At 52.7% G+C, this 15379-nt stretch carries 15 protein-coding genes; 2 read left to right on the plus strand and 13 right to left on the minus strand.

The genetic code is table 11. The features are described from left to right. The 9 genes from Pmgp_RS17365 to fabZ all read right to left on the minus strand — a co-directional run. The coding region (locus Pmgp_RS17365) for a hypothetical protein (RefSeq protein ID WP_205078054.1) at positions 1-299 on the minus strand (299 nt) is incomplete at its 3' end. A gap of 161 nt (positions 300-460) precedes the next feature. Continuing rightward, complete coding sequence (locus Pmgp_RS17370; protein WP_134215645.1) at positions 461-715, minus strand: YlmC/YmxH family sporulation protein; 255 nt, start codon at positions 713-715, stop codon at positions 461-463. 219 nt (positions 716-934) lie between these two features. Further along, positions 935-2503, minus strand: coding sequence for a murein biosynthesis integral membrane protein MurJ (gene murJ / locus Pmgp_RS17375; protein WP_134215647.1), 1569 nt, complete (start codon positions 2501-2503; stop codon positions 935-937). Positions 2504-2930: 427 nt separating this feature from the next. After that, on the minus strand, positions 2931-4346 hold the full coding sequence (locus Pmgp_RS17380) for a phosphoglucomutase/phosphomannomutase family protein (protein ID WP_134215649.1): 1416 nt from the start codon (positions 4344-4346) through the stop codon (positions 2931-2933). A gap of 31 nt (positions 4347-4377) precedes the next feature. Further along, entirely contained in the window at positions 4378-5115 is a 738-nt protein-coding gene (locus tag Pmgp_RS17385; RefSeq protein ID WP_134215651.1) for a YetF domain-containing protein, read from the minus strand. Between the two features lie 271 nt (positions 5116-5386). Then, the gene (locus tag Pmgp_RS17390) at positions 5387-6304 is read right to left on the minus strand and encodes an NAD-dependent epimerase/dehydratase family protein (protein WP_134215653.1); all 918 of its coding nucleotides are present in this window, start codon (positions 6302-6304) and stop codon (positions 5387-5389) included. 5 nt (positions 6305-6309) lie between these two features. Further along, positions 6310-7182: a UTP--glucose-1-phosphate uridylyltransferase GalU gene (galU, locus tag Pmgp_RS17395; RefSeq protein ID WP_134215656.1), complete on the minus strand. Its 873-nt coding sequence runs from the start codon at positions 7180-7182 to the stop codon at positions 6310-6312. A gap of 75 nt (positions 7183-7257) precedes the next feature. Next, positions 7258-8352 carry an MraY family glycosyltransferase gene (locus Pmgp_RS17400; RefSeq protein ID WP_134215659.1) on the minus strand — a complete coding sequence of 365 codons (1095 nt, stop codon included), beginning with the start codon at positions 8350-8352 and terminating at the stop codon, positions 7258-7260. Positions 8353-8540: 188 nt separating this feature from the next. After that, complete coding sequence (fabZ, locus tag Pmgp_RS17405; RefSeq protein ID WP_134215662.1) at positions 8541-8966, minus strand: 3-hydroxyacyl-ACP dehydratase FabZ; 426 nt, start codon at positions 8964-8966, stop codon at positions 8541-8543. A 263-nt stretch (positions 8967-9229) separates the two neighbouring features. Here fabZ and Pmgp_RS17410 point away from each other — a divergent pair, with 263 nt between their 5' ends. Continuing rightward, positions 9230-9715, plus strand: a complete 486-nt coding sequence (locus Pmgp_RS17410; RefSeq protein ID WP_134215664.1) for a DUF4330 domain-containing protein — start codon at positions 9230-9232, stop codon at positions 9713-9715. 132 nt (positions 9716-9847) lie between these two features. Here the strand turns inward: Pmgp_RS17410 and Pmgp_RS17415 are convergent, their stop codons facing one another. From Pmgp_RS17415 to Pmgp_RS17425, 3 genes are read right to left on the minus strand one after another with little or no spacing between them, the layout of a single operon-like run. After that, on the minus strand, positions 9848-11020 hold the full coding sequence (locus tag Pmgp_RS17415; RefSeq protein WP_192903001.1) for an acyltransferase: 1173 nt from the start codon (positions 11018-11020) through the stop codon (positions 9848-9850). Positions 11021-11030: 10 nt separating this feature from the next. Next, entirely contained in the window at positions 11031-12203 is a 1173-nt protein-coding gene (locus Pmgp_RS17420) for a glycosyltransferase (RefSeq protein ID WP_134215668.1), read from the minus strand. 2 nt (positions 12204-12205) lie between these two features. Then, complete coding sequence (locus Pmgp_RS17425) at positions 12206-13330, minus strand: glycosyltransferase (RefSeq protein WP_134215670.1); 1125 nt, start codon at positions 13328-13330, stop codon at positions 12206-12208. 173 nt (positions 13331-13503) lie between these two features. Here Pmgp_RS17425 and Pmgp_RS17430 point away from each other — a divergent pair, with 173 nt between their 5' ends. Beyond that, positions 13504-15027: an O-antigen ligase family protein gene (locus tag Pmgp_RS17430; protein ID WP_134215672.1), complete on the plus strand. Its 1524-nt coding sequence runs from the start codon at positions 13504-13506 to the stop codon at positions 15025-15027. A 137-nt stretch (positions 15028-15164) separates the two neighbouring features. Here the strand turns inward: Pmgp_RS17430 and Pmgp_RS19875 are convergent. Next, positions 15165-15379, minus strand: a 215-nt coding sequence (locus Pmgp_RS19875) for a hypothetical protein (RefSeq protein ID WP_192903002.1), incomplete at its 5' end; no start/stop codon positions are given.

Raw genomic sequence — 15379 nt, forward strand, 5'->3', positions numbered from 1 at the left:
GGTTCGGTAGCAGTTCCGATGATGACTGTTTCTTTCCCTGAAGAAGTCGCCTTTCTTTTTTCCGGAAGGCGAATCCATTCCTTCGCCTCCAGCTTTCGCAGTAACTCGCGGCAAGATTCCAGCTTTGGTTTCCCGTTTGGTCCATACCACGACAGGGTTTCACATAGCGTATGCGCCAATTCCTTTTGACTCAATCGGGGAAACAACCGGATCACTTCCTTAATGTGTTCCAGTTCTTCCCTTGTAAAAATGCGTCCGTTCAAGAGAACTTCCTCAGGCCAATCTTCATGTATCGTCATAGTGTGGCTCCTTTTTAAAATTTCCCACACTATTGTCTCATATTTATTTTGTGGTGTCCAGTGCTATTTTGCGAAAAACTTTTTCTCCCCAACTCTTATAAACCTTGTCAGTTATAAATCTTTAGATTCATGCGTCAGCTCTGGCGGCGGGCAAAGACAGGTCAAAGTGTTTTCGCAGCAGACTCAATTTCGACCAGAACGGTGTCAATCCCTATCTTTTTTATTTTTTCCCAGGGCACCACTACGTCACTACCGGCGCTCAATAACCCAAAATACTTTCTACCGCTGGAAAGTACTAACGAAAGCACTTGCCCGGTTTCCGGGTCGAAATGAACGTCCTTTACCGGGCCTAGCTTAGCCCCATCAACCAGGTTAACAATGTCTCTCAGCCCCAGGTCGGAAATCTTGAACAGCATTTGCCGGCACCTCCTCCCACCAGCGTATGTGAGGGAAGGGAAAAAGGTTACCAAAGTGAGACAAGGGGCAAGTCAAGCACCTTCCCCGTTTGCGCGGAATCTTTTGGGTGAGACACGGGGGTGAGACACGGGGACGGTTCTCTTGTCTCACTTTGCTCGCGTCTCACGTCCCATTTCCCACGTCATGACTATAGCAACGCGAAGACCGCTCCCGTTTTGCTAGTCCCCGTTGGCGGAGATGCGTTTGGACAGGGCCTTGCGGGCGCTTTGCCAGAAAAATTGGGCCTCTTTCACCCGTAGGGCGAATATGGCGGCCACAAAAACTGCCACACCGGTGATTACCGCCAGGCCAAGCTGAAGAACAACACCGGTTTTTCCCGGGAGCAGCCCCGCCAGGGCTCCGTTGACCGTGTAACTTGCCGCTGCCATCAAACCGGCGGCTGCGAGGACTGATAGTGTGAATCTCAACAAACCGTCCCGGTACAAACCGGGTATCTTCTTCCCCAGGTACCACATCAGCAGCGCCATGTAGGCCAGGTTGGCCAGAGAGGTGGCCAGGGCCAGGCCGGCGTGCCGGAAAGAGTCGATTAGCAGCAGGCTCAGACCCAAGTTGATCAGAACCTGAACAATACTTATTTTTAACGGGGCGCGTGTATCCTGCAAAGAGTAAAAACCGCGCACCAGCAGAAAACCGGCTGCCTGCCCCACCGCACCAACAGAATAGAACAAAAGCGCCGCCGCAGTCATATGCACTGATTTCTGGTCAAAGGCGCCCCATCCGTAAATTAAATCAACAACTGGGTGACTTAAGGTTATTAAGCCCACGCTGGCAGGGATGATCCCAATGATTACAACTTTCAGCGAGCCGAGCAGGGTAGCGGCAAAAGCCTCCATGCCACCTTCAGCGGCCAAGCGGGAAATGGTGGGGAAAACCGCCGTCGCCAGGGCCATACCCAGCAGGCCAACGGAGAATTGGATCAACCTGTCCGCATAACCGAGTGAAGAGACACTTCCCACCGGCAGCCAGGACGCCAGCACAGAAGTTACCAGCACGTTGGCCTGGATAACTGAGATGCTGAACACCGAGGGCAAAGCAAGATTATAGATCTTCCTTAAACCTGGATGGCGCAGGTCCATCTTCAGACTAACTCTAAAGCCTGCTTTATACAAGGCGGGAAACTGCACCAGCGCCATTGCTGCCATGGCTAGCATGACGCCCAGGGTCAGGCCGTAAACACCGTAAAGTTTGCCCAGGGTAAGCGCGGCTATAATTATAAAAATATTATTGACCGAGCTGCTGAAAGTAGGCAGGCCAAAAATATTGTTGGCATTCAAAAGCTGGGTAAACAGGGAGGCCAGGGCGGCAAAAATCATCCAGGGCAAAATAATCCTGGACAGTTCGACCGTCAATGCTCTTGTTTCACCTGAAAAGCCTGGCGCCACAAGCTTTACTAGGAGGGGCGCCCCGATCACGCCGATGATGGAAGCGATCAGGAAAAAAAGAATAACCACAACCGTCATGGTTTTAAACAACTTCCAGGCCTCGCTCTTCTCGCCCCTGGATGCATATTCTGTATAAACAGGCACGATCACCGTCGCCAGCGCTCCGCTGACAATGGTGAAAAGCATATTCGGCGCTTTTGAGGACATCTGATAGGCGTCAGCCAGATAGGAAGTACCGAGCAGCCCTGCAATTACAGATTCCCGCACCAAGCCGAGCACCTTGGACATTAAGCTAAAAAAGGCGATCACAAGTGTCGCCTTGAAAATAAATTTTCCAGTCGTCATTTTTCAACACCGATTACTTTATTTCTACCAAGGGGAGAATAAATCCTTCTAGCTATAGTTTTTCTTCAATAAGAGCAGCACATCCAAGTTGGCCTCTTAATCATCCATATATCACCAGGCAAATCGAACCGTCCAATTTGGTCGTTAGTCGTGAGTCGTCGGACGTTGGTATATACTGCATTCCTATTAGGACGTTGGCCGTGGGAAGTGGGACGTGAGAATTAAATAGGATCCCGTTAATTGTTGTTTGATATAAGGACCATCTTACAAGTTATCATCATAAATATTACAAAAAAATGCATTAGGAGGAGAATCTCTAACTGGGGTGGAATACCCTAAATTCTCACGGCCCACGGCTCACTTCCCATTTCCCACATATGACTAGCAACACGAGAACCGTTCCCGTGTTTGCCCCCTTATTTGCCGCTTAAAGGTTTAGGACGGTTTTTACGGATGTTTGGAGTTCTTTTATTTCCTCCGGAGTACCGGCCTCAGTGTAAATCCTGAACAGGGGCTCGGTTCCGGAAGCACGGATCAAAACCCAGGCGCCGCCCTCCAGCAGCAGTTTGACCCCGTCAACATCCACCCTGCCCAGCACCCGCCGGCCGGCCAGGTCCGCCGGCCTCAGGTTTTTTAGAACCTCCATGACCCGTTCCTTTTCAGTTCCCGGGGTACGCACGTCCAGCCGCTCGCTGCAGCTCCGCCCGTATTCTGAAAACAGGCGCTCCAGCAGACCGGTCAGGCTCCGGCCGTGCACGGCCACTATCTCAGCCGCCAGCAGGCCCGCCAGGATGCCGTCCTTTTCCGGCACATGGCCCTGCACGGACAGTCCGCCGCTTTCCTCCCCACCCAGCAACGCGCCCCTTTCTGCCAGACACTGTGAGATATATTTAAACCCAACCGGTGTTTCTTCCACCGGCAGGTCAAAGCTGCCGGCGATCCGGTCCAGCAGGTGGGTAGTGGCCACTGTCCGCGCCACAGGGCCCCGCAGTCCTTTAACCGTAAGCAGGTGGTAAAGTAAAATGGGCAGAAACTGGTTGGGCGTGATAAATTCCCCGCCGGCGTCAATGATGCCGAAGCGGTCGGCGTCACCATCCAGGGCCAGGCCCAGGTGCGCCCCCTCTTTAACAACCTTTTCACGCAGCAAGCTGAGAGTTTTACCTGTCGGCTCCGGCAGGCCGCCGCCAAACAGGGGGTCGGGCACATTGTGGATCGCCTCCACTGAGGCCCCGGCTTGCATCAACAAGTTTTCCAGGTAGCCGATCCCTGCCCCGTACATCGGGTCAACCACCACCTGCAAACCGGCCTTCTCGATCGCGTCCATATCGACCAGCCGGGCCAGGTGCCGGGAGTAAGCGGCATAGGGAATAATCCTGGTAACTGCCGCTTTAGCTGCCGGGGGCCTGATTTCCCCGACCGTTCCTTCTTGCCTCAGTTTATTGATGTTTTCTTCGATCTCAGCTGTAACATGGGGCAGCGCCGGGCCGGCATGCTCCGGTATAAACTTAAAGCCGTTGTACTCCGGTGGGTTGTGGCTGGCGGTAAGCATCACCGCCCCGCCGGCATTATGGCGCTTTACCGCAAATGCCACCACAGGCGTGGGTGTAGAGCGCCCTGTGAGCAGGACTGGGATGCCCAGTCCGGCAAAAACACCGGCTATGGCCGAGGCAAAGCGCCCGGAGAAAAACCGGTTGTCGTAGCCCACCACCACACCTCTGGCGGCCAGGTCATGGTCCAGCATATAATCAGCCACTGCCCGCGCCACCAGCCTTACATTGTCAAAAGTAAAATCCTCGGCCAGAATGCCGCGCCAGCCGTCTGTGCCAAAAGAAATTTTTTGCATGTGGTTACCTCCCGGTGATTCAGAATTGATATTAACTCGGCATTTTTCCAGGCGGCTTGTCGGTAATATCCTGCACATAATCGAGATCATCCCGTTTCTTGTCAATATACAGTTTTCCGTCACTGTCCAAACTGGCGTAGAATACTTCCTGCAGCGACTGGACACCCTGTTTTTGCAGTTCTCCCAGCAGCCAGTCCCCGTCCAGTTTATTTTGTTTCAGGTTCTGCTCAATAATGACTCCGTCCACCACCAGTTCCGAGGGCACACCCCGGTACCGGGTGGGGATGTTGATGTCCCGTGGCGCGAGAGGTGCAGCCTGGCTCTTTAAAAGCACACTGAGCGCACCGTTTGGCTCCGCAATGGCAAACTCGACGTCGGCAATATTGAAGGCGCTCCTCTGGCGCAGCTGTGAGGTCAGGTCGTCCATAGTATAACGCATCCGGCGCATATTTTTCTCCAGGATCTTACCGTTATGCACCACCACTGTAGGCTCGTCGCTCAATATCTTATGGAGCGGGCGGTATTTCAGGCCCGCCCACTGGGCAGTAACGGTAAAAATTAAAAACAATAAAAGGCCAAAAGCGTAATAAGAGGCGGGCCTGCCGATCCCGGTGACCAGGCCGGCGGCTATGGAGCCGACAACGATGCCGTTGACCCAGTCGGTAATGGTCAGCCCGCCCACTTGAGACTTACCTACCATCCTGGTAAGAAAAATTACCCCCACAAACGCGCCCACCGCTCTGATTAAAATTTCCAGGTAAGGATTCATAATTTGGCGCTCCCTCCAGTATAATCTACAGGCATTAGTTTGCCGGCAGGGGCCACATTTATACAGAGAGGCTACCTCCTGGACGGGAGTTGAGTATATTGAAGAAGTCTAATATTTGGATTTTAAAAAAAATGGGCGGCCGGAAAAAGATGTTCGAAGATTACACCCGCCAGCTTGAGACAATTAGACAAAGTGAGACAAGGGGACGGTTCTCCTGTCTCACACAAAGATGTGAGACAGGAGAACCGTCCCCTTGTCTCATCCCAACAAATCAGGAATTTCCTTTATAAAACTCCACCGTTTCACTCAGCCCTTCCTCCAGGCTGCGGCGCGGGGCCCAACCCAGCAACCCGCGTGCTTTTTCATTGGACAGGTAGCTGTGGCTAATATCCCCCGGGCGTGGCGGCCGGTACACCGGCTCCAGCCCGCTGCCGGTTGCTTTTTTAATCATCGTAAACAGACGGTTGACCGAAAGCCCGCATCCTGTGCTCACATTAAGGGTTATCCCCTCAGCCCTGCGCAGGGCGGCTAAATTCGCCGCGGCTACATCCTTGACGTATATGAAATCGCGGGTTTGCCCGCCATCTCCGAATATGAACGGTTTTTCACCTTTTAAAAGCTTGTCTGTAAAGATAGCCACCACGCCGCCTTCCCCGGTAGCGTCCTGGCGCGGGCCATAGACATTGGCGTAGCGCAGGATGGTATAGCCTATACCGTAAAGATCCCGGTAAATTCTGAGGTAATGCTCCGGCGTGAGTTTGGAAACCCCGTAAGGAGACTGTGGCGCCAGCGGGTGATTTTCGTCAACCGGCAGGTATATTGGGCTCCCATATACCGCCGCGGAAGAGGCGTAGACCACCTTGCCCACATTATGGCGGCGGCAGGCCTCCAGCAGGTTGATCATCCCGAGGATATTGATAACCGCATCGGCCTGGGGCTCTTGCAGGGAGTGCTGCACATCCGCCTGGGCGGCCAAATGGATAACGGCGCCCGGCTTTTCCCTGGCCACTACTTCCTTAAAATCCGGCTCTTGCACCGTAACCTTGTAGAAGTTTACCCCAGGGTTAACATGCTCGAATTTACCTGTGGAGAGATCGTCCACTACCGCTACCCGGCAGCCCGACTCAACCAGCGCGTCAACAATATGGGAGCCGATAAAACCGGCTCCCCCGGTGACCAGAATATTCACTTGGCTCAAAGCTCCTTGCAGATGGATTTCAGATATGCCCGAAAATCATTGGACAAGTCCGGCCTGGCCAGCGCAAACTCTACCGTAGCTTGCAGGTAGCCCAGCTTGTCGCCGACATCATAACGCTTGCCCTGAAAAGCCAGCCCGTATATAGGCTGCTCCCGGCACAAGACCCTGAGAGCGTCGGTAAGCTGAATTTCCCCCCCGGCCCCTGGCCTGGCTTCAGCCAGAATCGGGAAAATACGGGGATCAATAATATAACGTCCCATAATGGCCAGGCGGGACGGCGCCTGTTCAAGAGGAGGTTTTTCCACCAAATCGCGGATCCGGTAGACGTCTTTACGCTCCTCTGCCGCGTCAAGTATACCGTATTTGCCGACATCTTTTTCAGGCACTTCCATGACCGCGATAACAGACGACTGCACTTCCTCATAAAGCTCCATCATCTGCTTAAGGCAAGGTGTCCCGCCCCTGATAATGTCGTCTCCCAGCAGCACGGCGAACGGGTCGTCACCAATGAACCGCCTGGCGCAGAATACGGCATGGCCGAGGCCAAGCGGCTCTTTTTGCCGCACAAAACAAACGTAAGCCAGCCGGCTGATTTCCTGAATCATTTCCAGCAGGCTGGTTTTTCCAGTTTCTTTTAGGCGCACCTCCAGCTCAAGGGACTTGTCAAAATGGTCCTCCATGGCCTGTTTGTTTCTGCCCGTAATAATCAGTATTTCATCTATGCCGGATTCTATTACTTCCTCGACGATATATTGAATGGCAGGTTTGTCTATAATGGGGAGCATCTCTTTAGGCTGGGCTTTCGTCGCCGGCAAAAAGCGCACACCAAGTCCGGCCGCCGGAATGACAGCTTTCTTTATTTTTTTCAAGATAACTACCGCCTTTTTCGATTTAATTCAACAAATAACAACAATTCCCTCTATGTTAAAAAACGGCCCTAAGCGCTAGGACCGCTGCTGTTTATTTGGTTGTGGTATATAAGCAGCCTTACTGTCGGTTCTGGTAACCCCTATTTTATTAGCCATAATCAGGATGGCCGTTGAAAGAATCACCAGGAAAATAGCGGCTTGCTTGTGTGAAATCAGGGTCAGGGTGATGGCGCTTAAGCCCAGCACAACGTTAACTCCGTAAATCGAGATTACCGCCTGACGGTGGCTTAAACCCAGTTTGAGCAAACGGTGGTGCAGGTGCTCTCTGTCTGCCTGAAAAATCGGCCTGTGTCCAAAATAACGCCTGACTATGGCAAAGGTGGTATCAAGCAGGGGAATACCCAGAATAACCACCGGGATGATCACTGAAATGAAGGTAGCGCTTTTGGCCAACCCCATCACCGACAGGGTCGCCATACTGAAACCTAGATACATGGAGCCTGAATCACCGAGGAAAATCTTAGCCGGGTAAAAATTATAGCGGAGAAAGCCTATGATTGACGAGGCAAGGATCATGGCCAGAATGATAGAGTCCCACTGGCCCTGGGAACTGACCGGCGCCCTGGAAGCCTCGATCCAGACCACCCCGGCCAGAGTTAGCGCCGAGATAAAGGAGGTACCGCCGGCCAGGCCGTCTAAACCATCAATAAGATTGACGGCGTTGGTAACGGAAACTATCCATAAAACTGTAACGGTTATGCTCAATAATAATCCCAATGTAATCGGTTCATCAGAAAACGGGTTAGTTAGAAATTGAACTTGCAAGCCAAACGGAATGACGGCCAGGGCCGCGACCACCTGTCCGGCCAATTTCACCCTGGGAGGTATGCCCCTGGTATCGTCAAGAAACCCTAGCAGGATAATGATCGTGCCACCTACCAGAAGCCCCGCGATTTGCAGGGTAATCTCGCAGGTAAGCGTCACCGCTATAATGAAACTTAAATAAATAGCCAAACCACCCAGTCTTGGCATAACCCGCTTATGTACTTTTCTCTGGTCAGGGCGGTCCAGAGCGCCACATTTAAAAGCCCACTTTTTGACCAGGGGGGTAACCAGCAGTGACAATCCGAAAGCCAGCAGGATAGCCGTAACCGGTATCTGCACGAACATCCCTCCAGTAGAGGTATTACAGCACGGACTACAGCTTATTTTATCGCAAATGGACAAGATGCGCCAATAAGGAAAATTACTTGTGGGAGCCAAAAAGCTGATTACCGGGAGATGGCGGCCAAATCCCTTCAAAATACTCCACATACCGCCCGTTTTCGGCAAAATAAGCCAGCATGAGAAATGCAGGCTTATTGTTGAATGGCAAACATCAACTCCGCCTCAGCCGCCAGTTCTTCTCCCACATAGGCTGCGGCATAGCTTTTGCCGACGGCGCTGCGCAGTTTCAGGACCTCAACCTCGATCCTGAGCTGATCGCCGGGAAATACCTGGCGCCGGAAACGCACCTTGTCAATACCTGCGAAAAGAGCTATCTTGCCTGCAAACTGCGGCATTTTCAAGACAATCACCGCCCCGACCTGCGCCATCGCCTCAATAATCAGCACTCCCGGCATAACCGGGAAACCAGGGAAATGCCCCTGAAAGAAAGGTTCATTGACAGTAACATTTTTTATGCCTACAGCTTTTTTCCCCTCCTCCAGGGAAATAATCCTGTCTACCAGCAGCAAAGGGTAGCGGTGCGGCAGTATTTCCTGTATTTGCTTTATATCCAGCATTAAACTCGCCTCCTCACAAGTTCTATTATATATCTAAATCATTCCTTTTGATACCTTCCAAACGGGGAAGGCCCATAATATACCTGGTAATATCTGCAAGCCGCTTTCCGGTAACAACTGCTGGCTTCCTAAATGAAAATGTGGCAAAAGTATGGCAGTAATAGAGAAATTAAGTTGGCCCCTTCGTATACATCATCTTCAAGTTGATTTGAGGGGAAATTTGTTTTATATTGTATTAAGAATTAAATACGAGGAGATTATATATGAAACTAATTGACGACAAAGGAAAGCTTTTCGGCCTGATTAATATTATCGACCTGCTGGTGATACTGGCGGTACTGCTGGTGGCGGGAGGCGCCTATTACAAATTAAAGATGCAGAGCGGCGGCCAGGGCGCGGCTAAAACTGTAACAGTAACCGTCATCGCCCCGGGTATACGCCCTGAAATGTTGACCAATGTCAAGGTGGGGGACAAGATGGTTTCCGGTGACAGCTTTACGAATTTTGTCATTAAAAAAGTAGAGATCAAACCGGCTTACATGATCTCTGTGGACAGTGCCGGCCAGCGGGTTGCTTCCTATGACCCGTATTTGAAAGACCTGTTTGTGACTTTGGAGGGCAAAACAGTAATCTCCGGGGGCACTATCAGACTGGGCGGGCAGGATATCAAGAGCAACAAGGAATTTTTCGTTAAATCACTTGATTACGAGCTGAAAGGCCTGGTTATGACTGTTGATATTGAAAAGTAACATGTGCGGCTAAAGCCGCACCTACATTTTGAGGCAACCCAGAGACGTTATTTTCAGGGTACGTAAGATTTGAGTGTAATGGGATAGTTCAAGGGTAACCCGAGAGAAATGCTAAAGCCCACGTCTCACGTCTCACGACCCACATCCCAATCTGGCGGGCCTTTTTCTATTATAGGGACCTATCAGCAGTTTCCCATATGGCATCCTGCTGATTAAGACAGCCAACCCCAGGGAGGCCAGCGCGCATAAGATCAGGGCCAGGGCGCTCTGCGCCAGGAAATATCCCGGCGGCATGATCCTGTTTAAGACTTTAACACAGTAAACCAGCATAAGCGGGTGCGCCAGGTAGATCCCATAGGAAAGCTTGCCGGTTAAATCCAGCAGCCTGAAGATCAGCGGGCCGTTTTTTACGATCAGCAGAGAGAGGCCGTAAAAGAGAAGGAGTTCTGACACTGTGTAAAAAAACATCGACGGTTTCAAGGATGTTGAATAGTTTAAGTTTATTACGCCGCCGGAGCCTTTCATAAGCTCAAACCCGATCCAGATAAACAAGCCGATGAACAAAAAACTGTTCCAGCTTGTTGAGCGCACAACGAATTCACGCCACCTGGCAACAGCCAGCCCGGCCAGCCCGCCTAAAAGAAAATAAGCCAAGTAGAAGATGAAATTGCGGTCGCGGTATTCCACAAAAAACAGCTGCAAAGCTTTGTTTTCAAAATGAAAATTCACGGCAGGCATATAATATGCCGAGAACCACATCAGTGTAGTATAGAGCACTCCACCAACCCCTACAGCCAGGGCAATTCCCGGGGCTTTGGAGATATGGCCGCCCAGCCGTTTAAAAAGGGCCGGCAGCAGCGGGTAGACCAGATAAAACTGAAAAATCAGCACGACAAACCAGAGGTGATAGAACTCTGTTCCAAGTACAATGTTTTTGCCGATTTCTTTAAGCCAGAGCAGGTCAACTGATGGAATCCCGTAATAGTAAACATTGTAAATAAGCGTCCATAAGAAATACGGGATTAAGATATCAACAAACCTTTTCCTGATAAATTTGGGGTAGTCAAGCCGGTCATAGTAATTATAGAATAATGCCGCGCCAGTCGCAAAAACAAAGGCAGGGACCGCAAATTTAGTGAAGTTGAAGAGCATCCCGAGCATGGCGGCGTCAGGGAAGGGTATATTCTCCCTCCGGATATAAACTCCCAGGGCGTGTTGAAATATAACGCCCCAAAGAGCCAAACCTCTCAACACATATAGTTCCGCTATGATTTCCTTTGGCGCAGCTTTCTTTTGGTCAGTCAATATAGTCACCTTAAAATTTTGCTTTGCCGGCTGACCCGCCCCCGTCCCTAAACCGGCTGATCATGTCCACAGCGGCTGCGGCTCTGGCCTCCCAGGAATTCAGCTCAGCAGCACGCATCCGCGCCGCGGCCTTTTCCGCCGAGTCGGCGGCCAGTTCCTCCTCTATCTTCCTTACGAATTCAACCGGGTCTCCGGCAATAGCTACCAGCGGCCGGAATGGGCGCACTTCGGGTAAATCCGTTGAAACAACCGGCTTGCCTGCGGCCAGGTACTCGTATAGTTTTACCGGGTTCACACCCAGTGTGAGCTCGTTGATCTTGAACGGGATCACGGCCACATCAAAACAACTAAGGTAGGCGGGCAGGCCGCTGTAAGCCCTGTGGCCAAGCAGGCGGACATTGGGCAGGGCCTTCAGGCCGGCAGTGTCTGTATCCACGGGACCGATCAGGACCAGCGACCAGGACGGGTGAGCCAGGGCGGCCGCCCGCAGCATCTCCTGATCAAACCAGTCGCTCACCGCCCCGATGTAACCGATCAGCGGCCGCGGCAGGTCTTTAAGTTCCTCAGGCACTGCCGGGCCAGGCTGCCGGGCTCTGCTGAAATGCTCCACATCCGCGCCGTTGGGGATCACCGCCAGGCGCGGGGCTAAGTCCTTCTTGCTCCTGTACAGTTCACGGGCGCTGGCCAGGGATGCGGCGGCACGGTCAAACAGCTCCGCTTCCATCCTGGCTACTGTTTTTTTGTTGATCAGCCCGGGAAAGGCGGTATGCTCATCGGCGCAGTCATAAACCAGTGTTGCATCTTCTGGAAGGATTAAATCGACTGTATTGGGCAGGTAGGTCCAGATAATAGTGGGTTTAAATTTCAGCTGCCGGCAGGCCCTTTTTAAGCCCGCGGCAATGATGCGCTGGTTGATGCGGTTGACCGCCCTGTACATGCCGCCAAAGGGCAATATGACCGGCGGTGTGTATATTTCAATGTTTTCAGACGCCGGGCGCAGGCAGTCCCTGGTTTGTCCCCGCAGCGCCGGGTTCTTGAAAGGAGAGAGGTAGGTAATGGGCGGGTTGACATAGATAATCCTGTTGCCCTGCCTGGCAAAGATGGACATGAATTGCTGGGCGCGCGCCCACATTCCCTCCCAGTTGGCCGCGGCCAGACAGACAATGCTTTCTCCTTTAAGCACCGTTATTGTCCCGCCACCCTTCTGTACAACTCTTCGGTGCGGCGGGCCATAACCGTGGAAGTAAATTTCTCCCGCACGATCTTCCCGCCTTTTTCAGCCATACTGGAGGCCTCTCCCGGGTGATCCAGCATCCATAGAATATTCCTGGCCAGCGCCGCCGGGTTGGCCGGCGGTACCAGCAAGCCGGTTTCACCGTGCAGCACCACTTCGGGCAAACCGCCCACTTCCGTGGCTACTACCGGCACACCAAGCGCCATGGCCTCAATGGCGGTCAGGCCGAACCCTTCCCATAAGGAGGATATGACCAGCAGGTCCAGGTCGGCCATCAGGGAGTACACGTCATCCATAAAACCGGTAAAGACCACCTGTTCCGTGATACCCAAATCACCGGCCAGTTTTTCCAACGCAGGGCGGGATGGACCGGCGCCCACTATCAGAAACCTGATCTCCGGCCGCTGTTGGAGGATATTGCAGGCCGCCTCCAGAAAATAACTGTGCCCTTTAACCTCATGTAAGCGCGCGACTATGCCGACCAGGGGCGTATCCGGCGAAAACCCCAGTTTTTTGCGGGCGTCCCCGGGTTCTGTCAATGGCTTTATTTCTTCCAGGGACACTCCGTTGTAAATTACGGTTACTATGTTTGCGGGTACCCCGCCGGCAATGAGCCGGTCCTTGAGCCCCTGTGAAACAGCTATAAAATGGTCCGTCAACCCCCTGGTCGACCGCTCCGCCCAACTATTGGCAAGACGGCTCAGCACCCCGGGGTAGTCCTTCTCCAAAAGGCTGTGCACCGTGGTAATCACTTTCTTTTTGCCGGCCTGGCGGGCAGCCAGCCGGCCCAGCAGGTTGGCCCTGACGCCGTGCGTGTGGACCAGGTCAAAGTTGCCTTCCTGGATCGCCCGGGCCAGTTTCCCCACCACCCCAAAGTCAGCTTTATGCCTCATGGGAATAGACAGGGTGCTTAAGCCCGCCCCGGCGGCTATTTCCGCAAAGGGGGCGCTGAAGAGGCAGCACACGGTGTAATCAACCAAAAGAGTGTCTGCCGCACCGTCCAGGTTTAAAATATGTTTTTCCGCCCCGCCGAATTCCCCGCCGCCTATGATCTGAATTACCTTCAGGTGTTTCAAGTACAAGCCCCCTTGGCTGTGCTTTTCTCATTTTACCAATTAAATATCTATTCTACAAGAGATCCTCACAACCCGGCGGAGGGAGGCTGCAAACCCGTCATTTAATCGGATCATGGATTTTAGTGCTGCTTTCCTTTATAATATAAACATGACTTTAAAGGAGGAATCACTGGATGATCTCACAGGCCTGGCAGGAAAGCCTGACCGGTCGACTTGCCATAGGACTTGTCCGCTCCTGCCGCAACAGCGCTTGTTACCGCTGGATTGGGGGCACCGCACGCTACGGGCGCCTGACAGCGGTTCGCAACTCACTTTTTGCCAGGCTCCTGTCCAGTGTCGCCAGTCTTGCCGCACGGCCCCTGGAACTGGCGGGACAGGCTGTCAGGCGGGCTCTGCCGGGAAGCTTCCTATTAAACATCAAACCAAAACCGGCTTTCAGCAACAGTGTTTTTCTTAAAAGCCTGGCCGGGATCCGGGCGGAAACACTGCTCTGGGTAATTTTTTCTTACATTCTGGTGGACTACACGGTGCGCAATACACCTGCCCTGGCTTTTCTGTCCGGCAACTGGGACGAACTTCTTTTAATCCTTGTCGCTTTGGCCTGGCCGGCGCAGATGGCTCTACGGGGCAGGCTAATTTACCGGCTTACCCCCATGGACCTGCCGATCCTGCTTTACTTGGCGATGGCCTGTTTTCTGTTCCTGGTCCGTTCGCCCCAGAACTACATTGCCATCGAAGGGCTCAGGGTATATGTGGAATACATTTTATGGTTCTTTGCAGCCACCAACCTCCTGCTTAATAAAAGGCAGGCACGGGCGCTGGTGAACTGGCTGGTTATACTGAGCGCACTGGTGGCCCTGCACGGTGTATATCAATATATTATCGGGGTGCAGATACCTTCCACCTGGCTGGACGCCACGGAAGGCGGCGTGCGGACCAGGGTTTTTTCCATCCTGACCAGTCCCAATGTCCTGGGCAGTTACCTGGTGCTGGTTATTCCAATTACCGTGAGTCAGATCCTGTCAGCCCCAAGCAGGCTGCTCAGATATTTCTACTCTCTCTGCCTGATACCCATGGCTTTCAGCCTTATTTTCACTTACTCCAGAGGGGCCTGGCTGGCGTTGGCCGGCGCTTTCGTGATTTACGGCCTGATTTACAACTGGCGCATCCTGCTGGGCCTGGGTGCGGTTGTTTACGGCGCGCCCAAACTGATACCGGGCATATCCTCCCGCATCGGCTACATGTTTTCCCCGGCCTACCTGCTGAGCAGCGCCAGGGCGGGCCGGGTGGCGCGCTGGAATACGGCCATAGACAAGGTGCAGGCCAACCCCCTGTTCGGTGAAGGCTTTGGCCGCTACGGAGGAGCCGTCGCCGCGCGCTATATCCCAACCAGTAATTACGTGGACAATTTCTATCTCAAGACGGCGGCTGAATCCGGCCTGATCGGCCTGGCCGCGCTGGTCCTGCTGCTGGTCAGCGGTGTGCGCTGCACCCTGAACTCTTACAGGAGGCTGACCGACCCGTACTTGAAAGGTCTCGCCGGCGGGTTGATCGCCGGACTGATCGGCGTACTTTTGCACAACGGGGTGGAAAACATTTTTGAAGTACCCGCGATGACTTCCTATTTCTGGCTTCTGCTCGGCATGACCACAGTTTTGCCGAACCTGGAAGGTCAGGATTCACCGCCTCTGGAATAGGCACCGGTTTGTCCTCTTTCTCAAATGATAATTAACGGAATATTATTTTATTTAAAATATATAGAAAGAAGGAGCCTTAATAAACGGCTCCTTCTTTTTACTATAACTCTTCTCAAGCGGTTAGTTATTCTAAATAGTTATTCCCCCAGAGAGCGCAGAAACGCGCGGGCCGCGTTGGCGGTAGCCGACTCGTCCCAGAAGGAGATTATTGTTCTCAGGTCAACGATGTTAATCAGGCCGTTGCCGTCGGTGTCACCCGGCACCAGAGTAACGTTCACAGTAGTTGTTTGCCCGGAGGTCACTGTTACAGGAGTGACCTTTGCGGGATACTTATCAGCAAATATCGCCAGGA

Source organism: Pelotomaculum propionicicum (assembly GCF_004369225.1).
GTDB lineage: Bacteria > Bacillota > Desulfotomaculia > Desulfotomaculales > Pelotomaculaceae > Pelotomaculum_B > Pelotomaculum_B propionicicum.

Excerpts from the sequence above, each read along its gene's own strand:
- Pmgp_RS17370 (WP_134215645.1), bottom strand. The coding sequence starts at position 715 with ATGCTGTTCAAGATTTCCGACCTGGGGCTGAGAGACATTGTTAACCTG.
- murJ (WP_134215647.1), bottom strand. The coding sequence starts at position 2,503 with ATGACGACTGGAAAATTTATTTTCAAGGCGACACTTGTGATCGCCTTT.
- Pmgp_RS17380 (WP_134215649.1), bottom strand. The coding sequence starts at position 4,346 with ATGCAAAAAATTTCTTTTGGCACAGACGGCTGGCGCGGCATTCTGGCC.
- Pmgp_RS17385 (WP_134215651.1), bottom strand. The coding sequence starts at position 5,115 with ATGAATCCTTACCTGGAAATTTTAATCAGAGCGGTGGGCGCGTTTGTG.
- Pmgp_RS17400 (WP_134215659.1), bottom strand. The coding sequence starts at position 8,352 with ATGTTCGTGCAGATACCGGTTACGGCTATCCTGCTGGCTTTCGGATTG.
- fabZ (WP_134215662.1), bottom strand. The coding sequence starts at position 8,966 with ATGCTGGATATAAAGCAAATACAGGAAATACTGCCGCACCGCTACCCT.
- Pmgp_RS17410 (WP_134215664.1), top strand. The coding sequence starts at position 9,230 with ATGAAACTAATTGACGACAAAGGAAAGCTTTTCGGCCTGATTAATATT.
- Pmgp_RS17430 (WP_134215672.1), top strand. The coding sequence starts at position 13,504 with ATGATCTCACAGGCCTGGCAGGAAAGCCTGACCGGTCGACTTGCCATA.